This is a genomic window from Pseudomonas sp. MPC6 (assembly GCF_006094435.1).
GTDB lineage: Bacteria > Pseudomonadota > Gammaproteobacteria > Pseudomonadales > Pseudomonadaceae > Aquipseudomonas.
In genome coordinates, this window is record NZ_CP034783.1 from 813,128 (window position 1) to 832,717 (window position 19,590).

16 protein-coding genes and 1 pseudogene are annotated in these 19,590 nt (G+C 60.6%); 8 read left to right on the forward strand and 9 right to left on the reverse strand.

What is annotated here, in order from left to right; translation table 11 throughout:
* Positions 1–86 precede the first annotated feature (86 nt).
* The 4 genes from ELQ88_RS05675 to ELQ88_RS05690 form a co-directional block, all read right to left on the reverse strand.
* A complete protein-coding gene (locus ELQ88_RS05675) occupies positions 87–641 on the reverse strand; it encodes a tetratricopeptide repeat protein (protein ID WP_128874402.1) in 555 nt (184 codons plus the stop codon).
* Positions 642–866: 225 nt separating this feature from the next.
* On the reverse strand, positions 867–2,150 hold the full coding sequence (gene hemL, locus ELQ88_RS05680) for a glutamate-1-semialdehyde 2,1-aminomutase (RefSeq protein ID WP_128874403.1): 1,284 nt from the start codon (positions 2,148–2,150) through the stop codon (positions 867–869).
* Positions 2,151–2,181: 31 nt separating this feature from the next.
* On the reverse strand, positions 2,182–2,805 hold the full coding sequence (gene thiE / locus ELQ88_RS05685) for a thiamine phosphate synthase (RefSeq protein ID WP_128874404.1): 624 nt from the start codon (positions 2,803–2,805) through the stop codon (positions 2,182–2,184).
* A gap of 32 nt (positions 2,806–2,837) precedes the next feature.
* The gene (locus ELQ88_RS05690) at positions 2,838–3,635 is read right to left on the reverse strand and encodes a hydroxymethylpyrimidine/phosphomethylpyrimidine kinase (RefSeq protein WP_128874405.1); all 798 of its coding nucleotides are present in this window, start codon (positions 3,633–3,635) and stop codon (positions 2,838–2,840) included.
* A gap of 302 nt (positions 3,636–3,937) precedes the next feature.
* Between ELQ88_RS05690 and ELQ88_RS05695 the strand changes: the two genes are divergently transcribed.
* The 4 genes from ELQ88_RS05695 to ELQ88_RS05710 all read left to right on the forward strand — a co-directional run bounded on the left by ELQ88_RS05695 (position 3,938) and on the right by ELQ88_RS05710 (position 10,449).
* Positions 3,938–6,322 (forward strand): hybrid sensor histidine kinase/response regulator, encoded by a 2,385-nt coding sequence (locus tag ELQ88_RS05695; protein ID WP_138964094.1) that lies wholly within the window; start codon positions 3,938–3,940, stop codon positions 6,320–6,322.
* A gap of 75 nt (positions 6,323–6,397) precedes the next feature.
* Positions 6,398–8,047 carry an acyl-CoA dehydrogenase family protein gene (locus ELQ88_RS05700; protein WP_138964096.1) on the forward strand — a complete coding sequence of 550 codons (1,650 nt, stop codon included), beginning with the start codon at positions 6,398–6,400 and terminating at the stop codon, positions 8,045–8,047.
* A 188-nt stretch (positions 8,048–8,235) separates the two neighbouring features.
* On the forward strand, positions 8,236–9,735 hold the full coding sequence (gene amn / locus ELQ88_RS05705) for an AMP nucleosidase (RefSeq protein ID WP_178084674.1): 1,500 nt from the start codon (positions 8,236–8,238) through the stop codon (positions 9,733–9,735).
* 75 nt (positions 9,736–9,810) lie between these two features.
* The gene (locus ELQ88_RS05710) at positions 9,811–10,449 is read left to right on the forward strand and encodes a pseudouridine synthase (protein WP_138964098.1); all 639 of its coding nucleotides are present in this window, start codon (positions 9,811–9,813) and stop codon (positions 10,447–10,449) included.
* Here the strand turns inward: ELQ88_RS05710 and ELQ88_RS05715 are convergent.
* The 3 genes and pseudogenes from ELQ88_RS05715 to ELQ88_RS05725 all read right to left on the reverse strand — a co-directional run bounded on the left by ELQ88_RS05715 (position 10,441) and on the right by ELQ88_RS05725 (position 11,400).
* On the reverse strand, positions 10,441–10,650 hold the full coding sequence (locus tag ELQ88_RS05715; protein ID WP_064675738.1) for a DUF2788 domain-containing protein: 210 nt from the start codon (positions 10,648–10,650) through the stop codon (positions 10,441–10,443). The genes ELQ88_RS05710 and ELQ88_RS05715 overlap by 9 nt on opposite strands.
* A 120-nt stretch (positions 10,651–10,770) precedes the next feature.
* Positions 10,771–10,857: pseudogene (locus ELQ88_RS34545) on the reverse strand (outer membrane lipoprotein carrier protein LolA); the annotation flags it as partial.
* Positions 10,858–10,920: 63 nt separating this feature from the next.
* Positions 10,921–11,400 carry an Lrp/AsnC family transcriptional regulator gene (locus tag ELQ88_RS05725; RefSeq protein WP_007894448.1) on the reverse strand — a complete coding sequence of 160 codons (480 nt, stop codon included), beginning with the start codon at positions 11,398–11,400 and terminating at the stop codon, positions 10,921–10,923.
* A gap of 523 nt (positions 11,401–11,923) precedes the next feature.
* Between ELQ88_RS05725 and ELQ88_RS05730 the strand changes: the two genes are divergently transcribed.
* A complete protein-coding gene (locus tag ELQ88_RS05730) occupies positions 11,924–12,958 on the forward strand; it encodes a DUF6515 family protein (protein ID WP_138964102.1) in 1,035 nt (344 codons plus the stop codon).
* Here the strand turns inward: ELQ88_RS05730 and ELQ88_RS05735 are convergent.
* Both ELQ88_RS05735 and ELQ88_RS05740 read right to left on the reverse strand, forming a co-directional pair.
* Positions 12,952–13,851 carry a cation diffusion facilitator family transporter gene (locus ELQ88_RS05735; protein ID WP_138964104.1) on the reverse strand — a complete coding sequence of 300 codons (900 nt, stop codon included), beginning with the start codon at positions 13,849–13,851 and terminating at the stop codon, positions 12,952–12,954. The two genes, ELQ88_RS05730 and ELQ88_RS05735, sit on opposite strands and share 7 nt — an antisense overlap.
* Positions 13,852–13,881: 30 nt before the next feature.
* Positions 13,882–14,301, reverse strand: coding sequence for a hypothetical protein (locus ELQ88_RS05740; protein ID WP_064675741.1), 420 nt, complete (start codon positions 14,299–14,301; stop codon positions 13,882–13,884).
* 534 nt (positions 14,302–14,835) lie between these two features.
* Here ELQ88_RS05740 and ELQ88_RS05750 point away from each other — a divergent pair.
* Genes ELQ88_RS05750 through hrpB form a run of 3 tightly spaced genes read left to right on the forward strand, consistent with a single transcriptional unit; the run spans position 14,836 to position 19,149 of the window.
* A complete protein-coding gene (locus tag ELQ88_RS05750; RefSeq protein ID WP_138964106.1) occupies positions 14,836–15,837 on the forward strand; it encodes a hypothetical protein in 1,002 nt (333 codons plus the stop codon).
* The gene (locus ELQ88_RS05755; protein ID WP_138964108.1) at positions 15,831–16,583 is read left to right on the forward strand and encodes a nucleotidyl transferase AbiEii/AbiGii toxin family protein; all 753 of its coding nucleotides are present in this window, start codon (positions 15,831–15,833) and stop codon (positions 16,581–16,583) included. The genes ELQ88_RS05750 and ELQ88_RS05755 overlap by 7 nt, the downstream gene beginning before the upstream one ends.
* Before the next feature lie 43 nt (positions 16,584–16,626).
* Positions 16,627–19,149 carry an ATP-dependent helicase HrpB gene (hrpB, locus tag ELQ88_RS05760; RefSeq protein WP_138964110.1) on the forward strand — a complete coding sequence of 841 codons (2,523 nt, stop codon included), beginning with the start codon at positions 16,627–16,629 and terminating at the stop codon, positions 19,147–19,149.
* Positions 19,150–19,590 lie beyond the last annotated feature (441 nt).

Genomic DNA, 19,590 nt, shown 5'->3' on the forward strand with positions numbered 1-19,590 from the left:
CGGGTTTTCACAAATAGTGTGTTCACTGAAGATCTAATGTGGGAGCGGGCTTGCTCGCGAAGGGGCCAGTCAGGACAACGCAGAAATCAGGGAAGAGGCGAAAATGGCGTACGCCCATCCGCACTCTGCAATTCCATCAAATACTTGCGGAAAATCTGCCCCAGCACCTGAGTGGCGACTTCCAGTTCTTCCCGAGGCATCTTCTCGGCCACTTCATCCGCCGTATCCAGCGCCTCTTCAGCGCCATTGACCGCGGCCATTTTCAGCACGATATACGCCTGAACGTTATTGGCCGGCACGCCTTCGCCGTGGAAAAACATGGTGCCGAGTTTGAATTGCGCCTGGGCGTGGCCTTGCAGCGAGGCCTTTTCGAAGTAGCTCAGGGCTTTATTGAGGTCGCGCGGCGCATTTTTACCGTCGTAGTAGAACTCGCCCAGCTCGTATTGCGCTTGCGCATCCCCTTCATCCGACGCTTTCTGGCAGGCCGCGAGTGCCTGTGCCAGATCTTGCGGCTGAGTATTGAGGGTGCAGCGACCCATCGCTGGGATTAACAACGAGTTGCCGCCTGCCTGTGCGAGCGCGAGCAGGGGCTGAAGGAGCAACAGGCAGCCCAATGCAAGGGTGCGGCCGGTGCGGTTCATGGGAATCGACTTACCTCTGGAGGGCGCGCGGACCCATCGAGGGGGATCCAATAAGCGCGCATTATGAAATAAGCAGGGCCATCCTTACAAAGTCTTTACTCGTTTTTCTGCTGCGCGGGGAATATATCGCCCACTTTACCGGGGATTATTCGCAGATCAGCAGGAAAAGGACGCAAGTGTAGGTAAAAGCTGACGCTGGCAATGGCCAACGTCAGCGCCACCGGGTTATTTCAAGGCGGCGAATGCGCGCTCGGCAGCGTCCAGCGTCAATTTCAGCTCGGTGTCGCCATGGGCGATCGACGTGAAGCCGGCTTCGAAAGCACTCGGCGCCAGGTACACGCCACCTTCCAGCATCAGATGGAAGAAGCGCTTGAACAGATTGGCGTCGCTGGACATCACGTCATCGAAGGTCACGATGTCATCGGCGCCGCTGAAATACAGGCCGAACATGCCACCGGCCTGGGTGGTCACGAACGGAATGCCTGCTGCATCGGCGCGTTGTTGCAGGCCGTCGAGCAGGCGGCTGGTGTAGTCGGTCAGTTCGTCGTGGAAACCAGGACGGCTGATCAGGCGCAGCGTCGTCAGGCCGGCAGCCATCGCCAGCGGATTACCCGACAAGGTGCCCGCCTGGTAGACCGGGCCCAGAGGTGCGATGTGCGACATGATTTCGCGTTTGCCGCCGAAGCAACCGACTGGCATGCCGCCACCGATGATCTTGCCAAAGGTGCTCAGGTCGGGCGTTACGCCGTAGTGGGCCTGGGCGCCGCCGAGGGCGACACGGAAACCGGTCATCACTTCGTCGAAAATCAGCACCACGCCGTGCTTGTCGCACAGGGTCCGCAGGCCTTCGAGGAAACCCGGTGCCGGCGGTACGCAGTTCATGTTGCCGGCCACGGGTTCGACGATGATGCAGGCCACGTCCTGGCCCACGTCGGCGAGCATGGTTTCTACCGCTTCGATGTCGTTGAACGGCAGGGTCAGCGTATGTTTGGCGAAGGCCGCCGGCACACCGGCCGAGCTCGGCACGCCCTGGGTCAGCGCGCCGGAGCCGGCCTTGACCAGCAGGCTGTCGGAGTGACCGTGGTAGCAACCTTCGAACTTGATGATGCTGTCGCGACCGGTGAAACCGCGGGCCAGGCGAATGGCGCTCATGGTCGCTTCGGTACCGGAGCTGACCATGCGCACCATTTCCATCGATGGCACGATCGAGCAGACCAGGTCGGCCATCTGGGTTTCCATCTCGGTCGGGGCGCCGTAGGACAGGCCGTGTTCAAGCTGTTTACGCACCGCGTCCAGTACGTCCGGGTGGCTGTGACCGAGAATCATCGGCCCCCAGGAACCGACGTAATCCACATAACGCTTGTCGTCTTCGTCGGTGACGTAGGCGCCTTCGGCATGTTTGAAGAACAAAGGCGTGCCGCCAACGCTCTTGAATGCGCGAACAGGCGAGTTCACGCCACCGGGAATGTGTTTCTGGGCATTGGCAAACAGCGTTTCGGAACGAGACATGATCGGGCTCTCAAATCAGACTTTAAGCTACTTAAACAGAAAGCAGTGCATTGAATGCGCGGGCGCGGCGGGTCACTTCAGCCGTGCTTTCGGCGCCAAACAGGCCATGGACCACCGCCAGCAGATCGACCCCATGGGCCACGAGCGGGGCGGCGTTATCCAGGGTGATGCCGCCAATCGCGCAGATCGGCAGGTGCAATTTGCTGCGGGCCTGGTCGAGCAGTTCGAGGCTGCAGGTCGGTGCGCCAGGTTTGGTCGTGGAGTTGAAGAAGCGGCCGAAGGCGACATAACTGGCGCCTTCCCTGGCCGCTTGTTCGGCGAGTTCGAGTTGCGCGTGGCAGGTCGAGCCGATGATCGCCTGGCGACCGAGCAGGGCCCGAACCGGCATCAGCGGGCCGTCGGTCTGGCCCAGGTGCACGCCGACGTTCAGGCGCGCAGCCAGTTCGGCGTCATCATTGATGATCAGCCGGGTCTTGTAGCGCTCGCACAGATCGCGCAGGGCTTCGGCCTCGCGCAGGCGGCGGGCCTCGTCGCTGCTCTTGTCGCGGTATTGCAGCAGGGTGACGCCGCCTTCCAGCGCCGCCTCCACGTACGACAGAAATTTACCTGCCAGCAACTGGCTGTCGGTAATGGCGTAAAGGCCACGTAGTTTCATCGGACAAGCCTCTGCGCTTTACGCATCAAAAGTTACGAACAGAAATCCAGCGGCAGGCGGCGCGGTACGAACTGGCCTTTGCCCAGCTGCTCTGCGTCCCGCAGGGTACGCCAAGTGTAGTCAAGCGCGCTGCGCACGGCGCTGGCGAGGTTTTCACCCAGGGCCAGGCGACCGGCCAAGGCGCTGGCCAAGGTGCAGCCGGAGCCGTGATAACTGCCGGGCAAACGCTGGCAGGTGAAGGTTTCACGGCTGCCGTCACGGCTGTACAGGCGATTGTGTATTTCATCTTCATCGCCATGACCGCCGGTGATCAGCAGGTGCTTGACGTACGGCAAGAGTTTTTCCGCGCACTGGTCCGCGGTGCCTTCTGGCAGTTCGGCGAGAATGCGCGCTTCGGGAAGGTTAGGGGTGGCAATGATGGCCAGGGGCAGAAGGCGTTCGCGCATGGCATAACCGACTTCATCCTTGCCCAGTCGTCCGCCGCCGCCGGCCCGCAGCACCGGGTCGCAGACCATCGGCAAATGCGGGTGCGCCTGCAGCAGTTCGACCACGGTGTCGACCATTTCCAGGGAACCGAGCATGCCCAGTTTGACGGCCGCGACTTCGGAATCGTTGAGCACGGCATTGGCCTGGGCCAACACCCACTCACGGTCGAGGACGCGGAAGTCAGTGACGTTGACTGTGTCTTGCACGGTCAGGGCAGTGACGGCCGGGGCCGCATGACAACCCTGAGCGAGCAGGGCTTCGATATCTGCCTGCAAGCCGGCGCCACCACTTGGGTCGTGGCCGGAGAGACAGAGGACAACGGGGCGAGAGCTGTAGATATTCATGGTGCGCGAGCTTACCACCAAACATCGTTTTTCGGGTGCCGTCCGATCAACCTTGCAGGCGGAAAACCCACGCACGTTCAGGCCATTGTCACAATCTGACCGGGGAAACAGCTCTAACTCAGGGCATACAGCCGGAACGCCCGTGCTAGAGCCTTTGTGGGATAAATTTCCATGGTGCTCAATAGCCATCAACCGCTATGCTAGAGTGGATCCAAGTCAATACAGGTAATACCGGTTTTACGTCTGCTCAAAGGGAATGAGGGGCTTCCTGAGATAACCGGACAGGCCACGCTGGGGCTTAAATGCGCTATTTGCTGATGTTGCTGTTGTGCTTGCCCCTGATGGCGAGCGCCGTCGAGTTCGATGAATTCACCCAAAGCCTTCCCCTGGGCCGAACCCTGCAAGTGTTCGAAGACGCCAGTGGTCAGGCAAGCATTGACGATGTCCGCGCGCAAGCCGCAGCGGGGCAGTTCAAAACCCACGATAACGACACCCTCAACGCCGGTTATTCGCGTTCGGCGTTCTGGCTGAAAATCGACCTGCATTACCGCCCGACCCATCCGGCGGCGCAACGGACCTGGCTGCTGGAACTGGCCTATCCGCCCCTTGATCACCTTGACCTGTACGTGCCCGATTCGGCCGGGGGCTACCGGTTGGCCCGGCAGACCGGCGATGCCTTGCCGTTCGACAGTCGCGAGATTCGCCAGAACAATTACCTGTTCAATCTGGTTTTTACGCCCGATCAATCGCAAACCGTCTATCTACGCCTGGAAAGCGAAGGCTCGATCCAGGCGCCGGTGACGTTGTGGTCGAGCACCGCTTACCTCGAAGACCAGCCGGTGCGCCTTTATGTGCTGGGCGTGATCTATGGTGTGCTACTGGGAATGCTGGTCTACAACCTGTTCATCTACCTCAGCGTACGTGACACCAGTTACCTGTATTACATCTTCTATATCGCCTCGTTCGGTTTGTACCAGTTGTCGGTGAATGGCGCGGCCGTGGAGTATTTCTGGCCGGACAATCCCTGGTGGGCCAACGCGGCGACGCCCTTCTTCATCGGTTGTGCGGGGCTGTTCGGCAGCCAGTTCGCCCGCAGCTTCCTGCAGACCGCGACCTACAGTCGCTGGCTCGATCGCTTGCTGTTGGCGCTGATTGCGTTCGGCGCCGTGGTGGTCGGGTTGTCGTTGATGACCAGTTATGCCCTGGCCCTGCGTCTGGCGACGGCCCTGGCGCTGACGTTCACCCTGGTGATTTTTGCCGCGGGGATTTTCGCCTGGCTGCGCGGCCTGCGGGTGGCGCGGTATTTCATCATTGCCTGGTCGGCATTTTTGCTCGGGGGCATCATCAATACGCTGATGGTGCTGGGGTATCTGCCGAACGTGTTCCTGACCATGTATTCCAGCCAGATCGGCGCGGCGATTGAAGTGGCGCTGCTGTCGCTGGCCCTGGCCGACCGCATCAATGCCATGCGCGAACAGCAGGCGCAGACGTTGCTTGACGCCGGGCAAACGCTCGAAGTGCTGAACCAGCAACTGGCGCACGGCAACAAGCTCAAGGATGAATTCCTGGCGACCCTGACCCACGAACTGCGCACGCCCATGAACGGGGTCATCGGTTCGCTGGAACTGATGCAAACCGTCGAGATGGACGCCGAACTGGAGCAATACCAGCAAACGGCGGCGGGCTCGGCGCGCGAGATGATGCGCATGGTCAATGGCATCCTGACCCTGACCGAACTGCAGGCCGGCAAGCTCAAGACCGTTGCGGCCCTGTGCAGTTTGCGCGGCGTGGTCGACGCCTTGCGAGTGCAGTTCGAGGGCAATGCCTCGGGCAAGTCGCTGGACTTCAAGGTCGACGTGGCACCGGGGCTGCCGGATCGTTTGCTCGGTGACAGTGCCAAGTTGGCGCAATGCCTGGAATGCCTGCTGGATAACGCCATCAAGTTCACCCGGATCGGCGGGGTGGCGCTGCGGGTGACGGGTAAACCCGTGGGGGCCGACCGTCTGGCGCTGTCCTTTGTGGTGATCGACACCGGCATCGGTTTCACCGACCTGGGAGAGGCGACGATGTACCAGCGGTTTTTTCAGCTCGACGGTTCGATGACCCGTGAATACGGTGGCCTGGGCGTCGGCCTGGCGATCTGTCGGCAACTGATCGAATTGCTGGGCGGACGTCTGACTCACCGCTCCGAGCCCGGGCGCGGCAGCCGTTTTCAGCTCGACGTCGAATTTGAACTGCCCGTGGTGGAACGCCCATCAGTGCCTTCGATGGCTCGGGCGCTCCCTCGCCTGCGACTGCCTCAGGACTGCACCGTGCTGTTGATCGATGACAACAGCCTCAATCAACTGGTGATGCGTGGCATGTTGCTCAAGTTGGGATTCCGGGTGCGCACGGCCGACAACAGCAGCGCTGCGCTCGATTATTTGCAGTGTGAAGCCTTTGATGCGGTATTGCTCGATAGTCAGTTGCCGCCACTGAAAGGCATGTCTGTGCACTGCCAGATCCGTCATTTGCCGGGTTGCGCCGAACTGCCGGTATTCGTGGTTGCCCTGGGCGCTGATCGAGAACATTGCCCAAGCGGCGCCGTGATCGATTACCTGAACAAACCGCTGAAATTCGAAGACCTGCAGGCGGCGCTCTATCGTCGGGTGCTTTGCTCCGGACAGGGCGAAAGCGCCGACAGTTAGGCAGATATGACACTTTGTTCAGCCGTGGGGCGGTGCTTAACTGAAAATCCCTTGGCTGACCAATGGAGCCCCGTCATGAACCTGCATCAGTTCGCCGAAACCCACGAAGTCACCAACCAGCCACCCTCGCTGGACGGCACCAACCTGTATCGCATCGACCTGCCTCTGCAGGAGTGGTCGCGGCGTTTTGGCGCCGGTTGGGCCGAGTCGCGGATCGACGCCTACGGCGCACTGGCCGGCGGACCGCTGATGGAAGCGGGTTTTCTGGCCAATCAGTACAAACCGGTGTTCAGCAGTCACGACCGTTACGGGCATCGCGTCGACCTGGTGGAATTTCACCCGGCGTATCACCAGCTGATGCGCACGGCGGTCGAGCACGGCTTGACCTCATTGCCCTGGGCGCATCCGCAGCCCGGCGCCCACGTCGCCCGCGCCTCGATGACGTATCTGCACAGCCAGGCCGAAGCCGGCAGTGGCTGCCCGTTGACCATGACGTTTGCCAGTGTCCCGGCGATGCGCCTGCAGCCGGATCTGGCGCAGCTGTGGCTGCCGAAAATCCTCGCCACCGAATACGACCCGCGCAACGTCGGCATGGCCCACAAGGCCGGTGTCACCATTGGTATGGCCATGACCGAGAAGCAGGGCGGCACCGATGTGCGGGCCAATACCACCAAAGCCTATCCGGTCGGCGCCAGCGGCCCTGGCCAGGCCTATGAACTGGTGGGCCACAAGTGGTTCTGTTCGGCACCGATGTGCGATGCCTTCTTGACGCTCGCCCAGACTGACAAAGGTTTGACCTGTTTCCTGCTGCCGCGCCATCGTCCGGACGACACGCGCAACCAGTTCTATATCCAGCGTCTGAAGAACAAACTGGGCAATGGCTCCAATGCCTCCAGCGAAGTGGAGTTCCGAGGAGCCCTGGCCTGGATGGTGGGCGAAGAAGGCCGAGGGGTGCCCACCATCATCGAAATGGTCGCCATGACCCGTTTCGATTGCATGGTCGGCTCCAGCGCCTTGATGCGCCAGGCGTTGACCCAGGCCAGCCATCACTGCGCTCATCGCCGGGTCGGTGGCAAGCTGCTCAGCGAACAACCCTTGATGCAAAACGTATTGGCCGACCTGGCGCTGGAAAGCGAGGCGGCCCTGGCCTTGAGCCTGCGCATGGGCCGGGCGCTGGATCATCTGGATGACAGCCACGAAGCGAAATTCGCCCGGCTGGTCACGGCGGTGGGCAAGTACTGGATCTGCAAGCGCGCGCCCGCGATGATCAACGAAGCCGCCGAATGCATGGGCGGCGCCGGCTATGTCGAAGACAGCATCCTGCCGCGGCTGTACCGTGAGGCGCCGGTCAACTCGACGTGGGAAGGTTCCGGCAACGTGCAATGCCTCGACGTGCTGCGCGCGTTGTCCAAGGAGCCGGGTGTGCTTGATGTGTTGTTCAGCGAATTGGGCGATGGTCATGGCGACAAGCGCCTGGCGGCGCACATCAGTCAATTGCAGGTGGCGTTCAAGGACACGGACGACATTCAGTACCGCGCCCGGCAGTTGACCGAAGACATCGCGTTGGGGCTTCAGGCCAGGCTGTTGCTGGAGGCGGGCAATGCTACGGTCAGCGACGCCTTCATCGCCAGCCGCCTGAATGGTGGTGGGCGGGTTTACGGTGCGTTGCCTCGCGGCCTGGATGTCGAGGCGATTGTTGCCCGCTCGACTCCGCAAGGCTTCTGACCACGACATCGTGAGCGACACCTGGCTAATGTGGGAGCGGGCTTGCTCGCGAAGGCGGTGTGTCAGTCGGCAATGATACTGACTGACACACCGCCTTCGCGAGCAAGCCCGCCACATTTGATCTTTGGTGTACCCAGTACTTGTGAATCAGCATGCCACTGTTCCCGTGAAGCGATGTTGCAGGCAAGATGAAGCTCTGCAAGTCAGAACACAGGATGCTGATCGTGACCGAAGCTTTTATTGTCGTTCAAACCGCCGAGCAAGCCGTGGACCGGCTTGCGCTCTTGCACAATCGTGCAACCACTGCGCTGACCCAGGCGCTCAAGCGTTACCTCAAGGATCGAGTCGAACCGGACGCCGAACAGCGTGCAATGTTTCGTTATCCCGAACTGCGTCTGACCTATCACTGCCAGGGCGAAGTCCCGCAGACCACGCGCGCGTATGCCAAGGTTCAGCTGCCCGGAACCTACAGCGTCACCGTCACCCACCCGGCCGCTTTCCGCAAATACCTGCTGGAACAACTCGTTCCGCTGATGCACGACTTCACCGTGACCGTGGAAGTGGGCGTCAGCCAGCAGAACATTCCTTATCCCTACGTGGTCGAGCAGGGTGATGAGTTGGCCGGCTCCGGCGTCACCGCCGCCGTGCTGGCGCGAGTCTTCCCCAGTACCGACCTGTCGGCCGCGACCGATGGCATTGCCGATGGCCTGTACGATTGGGAAAACACCGACCCGCTGCCGCTGGCGCTGTTCGATGCCGCGCGGGTGGATTTCTCCCTGCGGCGCCTGGTGCATTACACCGGCAGCGACTGGCGTCATGTGCAGCCGTGGATTCTGCTGACCAACTACCACCGCTACGTCGACCAGTTCATCGTCCATGGCCTGGAGCAACTGCGCAGTGATCCGCGTTTCGTGCGCATGGTCTTGCCGGGCAACGTGATCATCGAAAAGAGCATGGACCACGGCGAAGCCTCGGCGATTGCCGCGGGTGTGGTCTGGCACCGTTACCAGATGCCGGCCTATCACCTGATCGCCACCGATGGCCACGGCGTGACCCTGGTGAACATCGGCGTCGGCCCGTCCAACGCCAAGAACATCACCGACCACCTGGCCGTATTGCGCCCGCATTGCTGGCTGATGATCGGTCACTGCGGCGGCTTGCGTCAGTCCCAGACCATTGGCGACTATGTGCTGGCCCACGCTTACATGCGCCGCGACGGGATTCTCGACCGTGTGGTGCCGCCGAACATCCCCATCCCGGCCCTCGCCGAAGTGCAGATGGCCTTGCAGCAAGCCGCGGCGAACATCACCGGCGAGAAGGGCGACGAGCTGAAGAAACGCCTGCGCACCGGCACCGTCCTGACCTATGACGACCGGAACTGGGAATTGCGCTGGGCCCAGGAACGACCGTTGATCAACCTGTCCCGTGCGGTGGCGGTGGACATGGAAAGCGGCACCATTGCCGCCCAGGGTTATCGCTTGCGGGTGCCGTACGGCACGTTGCTCTGCGTGTCCGACAAACCCCTGCACAGTGAAATCAAACTGCCGGGCTCGGCCAACGCCTTTTATGAGCGAGCGGTCAGCCAGCACTTGAAGATCGGCATCGAGGCGGTGGATCTGTTGCGCACCGAACTCAACTCGCTGCACTCGCGCAAACTGCGCAGCTTCGACGAGCCGCCGTTCCGCTGATAGCGCGTGGTCATGGTCATTTGGCGGTCAGGGCACTAGCATTAGCAGCCCTGATCGTTAGATGTTCCCTTGCCCATGTCTCGTCCTCCACGTCCTGTCTCTCGCCGCCCTGGCGCGAATAACCCGCCATCAGCCCCGCGCCGTGTCGCCAAAGCGCCGCCGGCCGAACCGAAGCTGATTCTGTTCAACAAACCCTTCGATGTGCTGACGCAGTTCAGCGACGGCGAGGGGCGGGCGACGCTCAAGGATTTCATCGATATCCCCGGGATTTACCCGGCGGGACGGCTGGACCGCGACAGCGAAGGCTTGTTGTTATTGACCAACGACGGACAACTGCAGGCGCGGATCGCCGACCCGAAACACAAACTGGCCAAGACGTATTGGGTGCAGGTGGAAGGCGAGCCGAGCCCCGGGCAATTGCAGCGTTTGCGCGATGGCGTCGAGTTGAACGACGGCATGACCTTGCCCGCCGAAGCGCGGCAGCTGGAAGAGCCGACATTGTGGCCGCGCAATCCGCCGGTGCGTTTTCGCAAGAGCGTGCCCACCAGCTGGCTTGAGCTGGTGATTCGCGAGGGCCGCAACCGTCAGGTGCGGCGCATGACCGCGGCGGTCGGCTTGCCGACGTTGCGGCTGGTGCGGGTCAGAATCGGCGACTGGTCGATCGAAGGGCTCGATCAGGGCCAGTGGAAAGAAGTGCCTGCGCGTTTAAATTGAGCCGGACTCGATCAGGCCGATGACCACGCTTTTGATCACGAACGCGGCCACGCCCAGGCCGAGCACGAAGAACAGGATGAACGAGCCAAAGCGCCCGGCCTTGGATTTTTTCGCCAGATCCCAGACGATAAAACCCATGAAAATGATCAGGATGCTGACCAGTCCGGTCATCATCCACTCTTCGAATACTGCAGGATCCATCGGACATCTCCAGTGCGGGCGGGGCTAAAAGGCGCTGGAGTATACGACATGGGGGAGGGGTGGGGGATTGACCTGCGGCAGTGTGTCGCAGCTATTCGTCACCTGTGCCGGCCCCTTCGCTGTAGGAGCGAGCTTGCTCGCGAAAAACCTGAGAACGCCGTGGGGGGTCAGGTCCACAGCGTTATCGTTGACGACCATCGCGAGCAAGCTCGCTCCTACAGGATAGGGGTGAGATCCCCGTAGGAGCGAGGCTTGCCCGCGAAGGCGTCATCAGCTACGCAGATGAGTCAAAGGCAATTCAGTGCTATTGAGCACCTGATTCAACACAAAACTCGAGCGCACACTGGTCACCCCTTCAATCCGGGTCAGATGCCCCAGCAGCAGTTTCTGATAGTGATCCATATCCGGCACCACCACCTTGAGCTGATAGTCCGCATCCATCCCCGTCACCAGGCTGCATTCCAGCACCTGAGGCAATGTCCGGATCGCCGCTTCGAAGTTCTCGAAACGCTCCGGCGTATGCCGGTCCATGCCGATCAGCACATAAGCCGTCAGGCTCAGACCGAGCATTTTTCGGTCCAGCAGCGCCACCTGGCGGGTGATGTAGCCGTCGTCTTCCAGTTGCTTGACCCGGCGCGAGCAAGGCGAGGGTGACAGGCCGATGCGTTCGGCCAGCTCCTGGTTGGAAATGCGCGCGTCGCGCTGCAATTCCGCCAAAATGCTCAGGTCGTATCGGTCGAGTTTGCTCATCAATCAGGCCTTTGTCATATCAATTGCGGCAGATTATCTATCCAGGGTTAAAAATTGCGCAAGTCATGTTTATTTGAGCAATCTTCGCAATCCTCTGTCGCGGCCTTCAGCCTATTCTTATCACCAGAATCACTGCTCGGACAAACAGTCCACAGCGGCTCGCCCAATCAGGCCAGCTGCGGTCGCCACTCCCCACAGGGGATGAGCCGGCCCCCGAGCTGCACACTGTCCAGAAGACGGCGTGAGGTGAGCCGACGTCAAAAGCGTCGAGCACGGACGAAGTTCTCAAAGGGAGGCCGACGGGTCTCCCTTTTCTTTTGCGTGCGATTTACCTTCCGTCCCGCCCCCCTGTAGGAGCTGGCTTGCCAGCGAAGGCGGCCTCAAGATCGGTATAAATCCCCAAGGCCCCGTCGCCAGCAAGCCAGCAGCCGGCAAATATGTTTCGTGACTGATAACCTGTCGCAGAACCGGCCGCTGCTTTCCCAGTCTCATGTACAGGCCCTGACCCGCAGTGAGGAAAAGCATGAAGTCGCGTATCTGGCGTTTGGCCGGAGTTGGTTTGCTGTGTGTCAGTGTCACCGCACAATCGCTGGCCGATGAGCCGCAAAACCGAGGTCCCGACGGCGGGCAACGGGGTTCGGATGGCCATCAGGGAAACAATCAGGGCCATGGCGGCAATAATCAGCCGCGCCCGCAAAATAATCAGCAACAGAATCAGCCGCGCCCGCAGAACAACGACATCATTCGAGGCGACAACAGTCGTCAGTTCGAGCACAACGGCCAGAATCAATCCAACCGTCAGCCGCCCGACTACAACAGCCCGGTGCGGCCGCCACCACCACCACCGCAACTACCGGCCAATGACCTGCCGATCCAGGGCCGGCCCGACACCGTGCGCCAGACCCAGCAACCGCAGCGCGGTTACTATCAGGATGCTCCGCGGCGAAGCGATAACAACCAGCATTGGCAAAATAACGGTCAGCGCCCCGATGACCGTCGCTGGCCAGGCCGCCCCGACGGACATGGCAACGGCTGGGGCCCCGGCCCGCAATATCGCCCCGGTCATGTGATCGATCGCTTCCCGGACCGCGACTACCGCGTGCCCTACGGTGGTCGGGACTATTTCTATTCCGGGGGCTACTGGTATCGCCCGCAGGGTCCGCGTTATGTCGTGGTGCAACCGCCGCGCGGGATTCGTGTCAGCTACCTGCCCGATTACGCCCGTGAAGTGTGGATCGGCGGTGCGCTGCTGTTCCTGGCGGCCGGGTCCTATTACGCCTATCAGCAAAGCACTCAGGATTACGTGGTGGTCGAGCCGCCCGTGCAGCCGCAACCGCAACCGGTCAGTCAGGGTTATGACGTGGTGGCGTATCCGGCCAACGGTCAGTCGCCGGAGCAGGTCAACCAGGACGGTTACGAGTGCTATCAATACGCCGTGCAGCAGAGTGGCTTCGATCCGCGAACGGCCACCTACCAGCCGGACCCGTCGGTGGTGCAAGTCTACCGCCAGGCCCAGGGCAACTGCCTGGGCAGCCGTGGTTATCAGGTGTCTTATTGAGCCCTGGCGGCCGCCAGCACCACTTCCTGCGGATCAGCGTGCACCAGCACTTCGGCTCGCGGATAAGCAGCGTGAATCGCATCGGCGGCCTGGTCGCTGATGCCGTGGGCGACTGACAGCGTCAACTCGCCCGGCAATTCCAGGTGCAATTGCACAAACCACTGGTTACCGGACACCCGCGTGCGCAAGTCATGGGCGCCCAATACGCCCGGGACGTTGCAGGCCAGTTCGAGCATGTGCTGGCTGATATGCGGTGGCAGCTCTTCATCCATCAGCACCGTAAAACTTTCCCGGGCGATCTGAATCGCGCTCCAGAGAATGTAGGCGGCGATCCCCAGGCCGAACCACGGGTCGACCTGATGCCAGCCAAACCCGGCCAGCACCAACGCCACCAGAATGCTGCCGTTGAGCAACAGGTCAGAGCGGTAATGCAGGGAGTCGGCGCGCACCGCGTTGGAACCGGTGGCCTTGACCACTCGATGTTGCAGCATCAGCAGTGCCAGGGTCAGCGCCAGGGAAAACACGATGACCCCGATGCTGATCCATGGCGCGCCCACCGGTTCCGGATGTTTCAAGCGGTCGACGGCCTGCAAGGCAATCAGCACCGCGCTGCCGCCAATGAACAGCGCCTGCGCCATCCCCGCCAGCGACTCGGCCTTGCCATGCCCGTATCGATGATCCTCATCGGCGGGGCGCAAGGCGTAATGCACCGCCAGCAGATTGAGCAACGAAGTGATGCCGTCAAGTGCCGAGTCGGTCAGCCCCGCGAGCATGCTCACCGAACCGCTCAACCACCAGGCGATGGCCTTGGCGACCATCAACGTGCAGGCCACCGCCACCGAGGCACGGGTCGCCAGCCTTAGCAGGCGGGCGTGTTCGGAGCTGGAGATCATAGGGGCGGCGTGTCCTTTCAATGCGCGAATTTACGCAGCGGGTTGCAGGCCGAACATCGCCAATTGCTGGGCGCTGCCCTTGTGCTGGATCAGGCGTGGGTCGTCCAGCGGGAAGCTGCGGCCCAGTTCGGTTTCCAGAATAGTCTGCAACTTGTGGTTGTCGACCTTGCCGTCGGCACCGATGGCTTCCTGGAGTTTTTCCGGGGCCACCTGGGCGGTCTTGCCTGGCTCGAAGTAAATCGCGCCGGTGGCGAAGTCCACGGCGAAGGCGATCAGGCCGGGGATGATGTAGAACAACAGGCCCACGGCATCCAGCGCGGCAATGGCCGGGTCGATCTTGCCGTCGATCTGGCCACGACGGTCAGGGTAGAAAATCGAACCGCAGGCGGTGACCTGGGTCAGCAACGTCGCGATCAGTACACCGCCAATCAAGCGAAAGGGAGCACGCATATGAAATCTCCTGAGTCATCTGGGAAACGAAGCGTCGTCGATATGAATTAGGACCGCGACGAACGCCAGGCAGTTCGCCGTTATACTAGGCCCGGCAGGGCGTGCCCACAGTAAATTGCGGCCGCGTCTCACCCCCACTGAAATAGCTGAGGATTGATGTTGTTTTTTCCAGATCGACAACGCGTAACGGCTGGTGGATGTTATCGGGGTTCGGCCCTCCGGGCTGAAGCTGTGGACGCGCCATGCTGCGTTGCGGGACTTGGCAAGGAAACGACCCTTACCTGCGTCCCGCGCCTTGCCTGGCACGTCCACAACTTCAACGCGACTCGCAATTTACTGTGGGCACACCCTGTGGAGCCAGCATGATTTCTTTGCCGATTGATGAAGTTTTACCCGCCCTGCGTGAAGCCTTGGCTACACGCCACGAAGCCGTGCTTAACGGGCATCAGGTAAATCAATTTCAGTTGTAACACGATTATTGCACAGTAACATTGTCGCTGTTACTGTGCTTGAAACGTGTTGCGTGGTGCTGATATGAAAACCAGCCGGCAAGAAATTCAAAACTATTTCGAGTTGATTTTCGGGGCAAAGCCGGAGATCAAACGGTGGACGAAGTCCAAGGGTTTGCCTTTTTATCTCTTGGATGAGTACGCCTTCGACCTCGTGACGCTACAGGGGTGTCCATGCGTGGTGTTACTCGCTCATGAGCCCTTCGAAAATGCAGCGAAGATTCGCAAGCACATCGACGTTCTGAAAAAAATCGTCCACCACCCGATCCTCTACGCGACCGGTGCACTCCAATCATTTGAGCGCAAGCGCCTGATTGAGGCCGGTGTTCAATTCATTGTTCCTGGCAACCAATTGTTCGCACCACAGCTTGGGCTTGATCTGCGTGAGTTCTATCGCAGCAGGCAGGCAGAAAAAACCGTCTTGAGCCCGGCTAGCCAGGCTGTGCTCATCGCAACCCTCAATCGAGGCTGGGAGGAGCATGAAACCTTCCGGGGGGGCGACCTGGTCGACGCAGACCTCTACTCCAAAATGACGATATCCAGGGCGATGAAAGAGCTTTATTCGTTCGGATTGATAGAGCCAGTATCCAGTAGCAAATCAATACTCTGGCGTTTCGCGGCCGATCCTGGAGCGATATGGGAAAAATCCCTTCCGGTTCTGCAAAACCCGGTGAAGCGGGTTGTGTATGCAGACTGGCAACCAGGGGTGCAAAGAGCCGCAGGGTTGTCTGCACTCAGCAGGGTGTCCTTGCTTGGCGAGCCATCAATACCCGTTATTGCATTCACCAAAGAAAGTTGGGATTTGGAAGTCGCTCGCTCCGGTCGCACGGAAGTTGACCCATTCGACGATCCGGTCGTTGAGGTTGAGATCTGGAGCTATTCCCCTGAACACATTACAGGGCAAACCCGGATTTCGATGTCACCAGAAAGCGTCGATCCTCTGTCTCTCTATCTGAGCCTGAGGGACAACGTTGACGACCGAGTTCAACTGAGCCTTGAAGAAATGATGGAGAAAATCGAATGGTAAAAGGATTGGATACCTTCCGCGAAGCCTTTGCCGGCCATGCGGATCGATATGTGCTCATCGGTGGTGTTGCAGCCAGTCTGACCCTTGAAGAGGTGGGCATTGAGTTCCGGTCGACACGAGATCTGGACATCGTGCTCATCATCGAAGCATTGGATGAAGTGTTCTGCGCCGAGTTCTGGGAGTTCATCAAGCGCGGAGGCTATACCGAGCGACAGGAGCTTGATGGCCCGTCAAAGCGGTACAGGTTCGGCAAGCCTTCTGATGAACGTTACCCGGTTCTTCTTGAGTTGTTCTCAAGGGCACCCGACGGTTTAACGCTGCCAGAAAATGCTGATCTGACCCCGGTCCCTGTCGATGGAGAGATTTCCGACTTGTCGGCAATTCTGCTCGACGATACTTACTACAGCTTCATCGTCGCAGGTCGCAATCATACGAATGATCTCGCCTACATCGGCGTTGACCGGCTCATTCCGCTCAAGGCGCAGGCATGGAGCAATCTCAGTCATCCGGATTGTGTGGAGGAGGGGGCAGGCCGCAAAAGCAATAAACACTTGAAGGACGTTGTGCTTTTGTCTCGACTTCTTTCGGCTGAATCAGACATTGATCTGCCGCAAAGCATCGCAAACGACTTGCGAAGCTTTCTCGACGTTATGCCCTCGCTGGAAGTTGATATGAAAGCCGTTGGGTTGCGTGGCGTCACTATCACTGAAGTCGCAGAGCGCATACGTTCAGCATTCAAGGTATAGGCTTGTTCGCCGTTATACTCGGCTCCTATGTTTGGGAGCCAGCATGATTTCTTTGCCGATCGATGAAGTTCTACCCGCCCTGCGTGAAGCCTTGGCTACACGCCACGAAGCCGTGCTCGAAGCACCGCCCGGTGCCGGTAAGACCACCCGCGTGCCTTTGGCCTTGCTCAACGAGCCCTGGCTGGCCGGGCAGACCATCCTGATGCTCGAACCGCGCCGGTTGGCCGCGCGGGCGGCGGCGGAGCGCTTGGCCAGTGAGCTGGGCGAAAAGGTTGGCGAAACGGTGGGTTATCGCATTCGTCTCGACAGCAAAGTCGGCCCCAACACCCGGATTGAAGTGGTCACCGAAGGCATTCTGACCCGCCGTTTGCAGGACGATCCGGCGCTGGATGGTGTGGGCCTGCTGATCTTCGATGAATTTCACGAACGCAGCCTCGACGCTGACCTGGCATTGGCCCTGAGCCTGAATGGCCGGGAATTGTTTCGCGACGATCAGCCGCTGAAGATCCTCTTGATGTCGGCCACCCTGGAAGGCGAACGCCTGGCCGGCTTGCTCGATGATGCGCCGATCCTGCGCAGCGAAGGCCGCATGTACCCGGTGGCGATGCGCTGGGGCCGGCCATTCCAGCCGGGCGAGTTCATCGAACCGCGCCTGGTGCAGACCATTCTCGACGCCTTGAACGATGAAACCGGCAGTGTGCTGGTGTTTCTGCCGGGCCAGGCGGAAATCCGTAGGGTGCACCAACAACTGGCCGATGCGCTGGGTGAAAGCACGCAGGTGTTGCTCTGCCCCTTGCACGGTGAACTGGACCTGGCGGCCCAACATGCAGCAATCGATCCAGCCCCTGCAGGCCAACGCAAAGTGGTGCTGGCGACCAACATCGCCGAGACCAGCCTGACCATCGACGGCGTGCGCGTGGTGATCGATGCCGGGCTGGCGCGGGTGCCGCGTTTCGATCCCGGCAGCGGCATGACCCGGCTCGACACCCAGCGCATCTCCCGGGCCAGCGCCACGCAACGCGCGGGCCGGGCGGGGCGGTTGGAGCCGGGGGTGTGTTATCGGTTGTGGTCGCAGGATCAGCATGAACAACTGGCGGCCTATGCCAGTGCGGAAATCCTCTCGGCGGACCTCGCCGGCCTGGCCTTGCAACTGGGTCGTTGGGGCGTGGCACCGGGGCAACTGGTGTGGCTCGATGTGCCGCCGGCCGCCGCTTATGCACAGGCTCAGGATTTGCTTGAGCGCCTGGGCGCCCTGGACGGTGACGCGCTGACCCGTCACGGCCAGGCCATGGCCGAACTGCCGGCGCATCCGCGCATCGCGCATTTGCTGTTGCGCGGTCAGGCACTCGGCCTGGCGGACATGGCGTGCGATGTCGCGGCGCTGCTCGGCGAGCGGGATATCTTGCGCGGCGCCGGGGCGGATCTGCACAGCCGGTTGGCGCTGTTGTCCGGTGAAGAACGCGCCGCACGCGGCGCCCAGGGCGGGGTGCAACGGGCCCGGCAACTGGCGCGGCAGTATCGCGGTTACCTGCGGGGCAAGGCCGCGCAGCCGGTCAGCGATCCGGATCATCCGCGCTGGCTCGGCGCGTTGCTGGCGCTGGCCTATCCCGACCGCGTCGCTCAACAGCGTCGTGCTGGCGGTGCCGAGTATCGCTTGGCCAACGGTCGCGCCGCGTTGTTCGCTGAAGCAGACAGCCTGATGAAACAACCCTGGCTGGTGATCGCCGATCTCGGCAGTCGTCAGGGCCAGCGTGAGGAGCGGATTTATCTGGCGGCGGATTTCGATCCGGCGTTGTTCGATTCGGTGCTGGCCGAGCAGGTGCGTTGCGTCGATCAGCTTGATTGGGACGAGCGCGAAGGCGTGTTGCGCGCCGAGCGACAGCGCAAGGTCGGCGAGCTGATCCTCAGTCGCGAACCACTGACCGGTCTCGATGAAACCGCTCGCAGTCAGGCGCTGGTGAATCTGGTGCGACGCAAAGGCCTGGAGCTGTTGCCTTGGACGCCGGAGCTGCGGCAGTGGCAAGCGCGGGTGGAGCTGCTTCGTCAGCAGGAGATCCAGAATAGCGAGACCTGCAGTAAATGGCCTGATCTGAGCGATGCAAACCTGCTGGCAACCCTTGAGGAATGGCTCTCGCCTTACTTGGGCAAGGTCACCAGGCTCAGTCACTTCAGCCAGTTGGATCTGTCTTCGATAGTCAGGAATCTGCTCCCTTGGCCGCTTCCGCAGGAATTGGAAGCCCAAGCACCGCAGACGATTCAGGTGCCGTCCGGTTCGAGCATTCGTGTCGACTATTCGCAGTACCCTCCTGTTCTCGCAGTGAGGCTTCAAGAGCTGTTTGGCCTGTCTGAAACACCTCGTATTGCTCAAGGCAAGCAGTTGCTCACGTTACATCTCTTGTCACCAGCTCGGAGGCCAGTGCAGGTCACTCAGGATCTGGCCAATTTCTGGCGGAGTACCTATGCGGAGGTGAAGAAGGATCTCAAAGGGAGATACCCCAAGCACTACTGGCCAGATGACCCTCTAGTTGCCGAGGCCACGGCCCGGGCCAAGCCAAGAAAGACCTGATTTTTTTCAGGATTGTGCTGCAGTCACCCTATCGCGAAAAGTGGGCAAAACGGTGGGCGTCGGAGTGGGAGCTGGACTTTGACGAGGATAACGATATCCAGTGTGAGCTGGACGCAGGAGTGATGGTAGAAGCGCAAGGCAAGCTTTTGTCAACCGATTCAGGTTGACACGTGTGTCATGACTTCCCCAAGATTACTGCACATGGTCGAGCTAAGAGCGCAGGACTCCACCTCGGCGACACGGCTAAAACCGTCTCCTGTGAAAGTAACATGTTCAAAAAAACCGCCCACAACAGGCGGTTTTTTTGTGCCTGTCGTTCAGTTAACTTCTGATCCTGAAGGGTGCGCACGCTTTGTCCGTGAGCTCACGCCATGATTCGTATCGATGCCATCAGAGGCCTGCGGCGAAGGCTCAAATGATCAGGAAGAGGAAAAGGCAAGT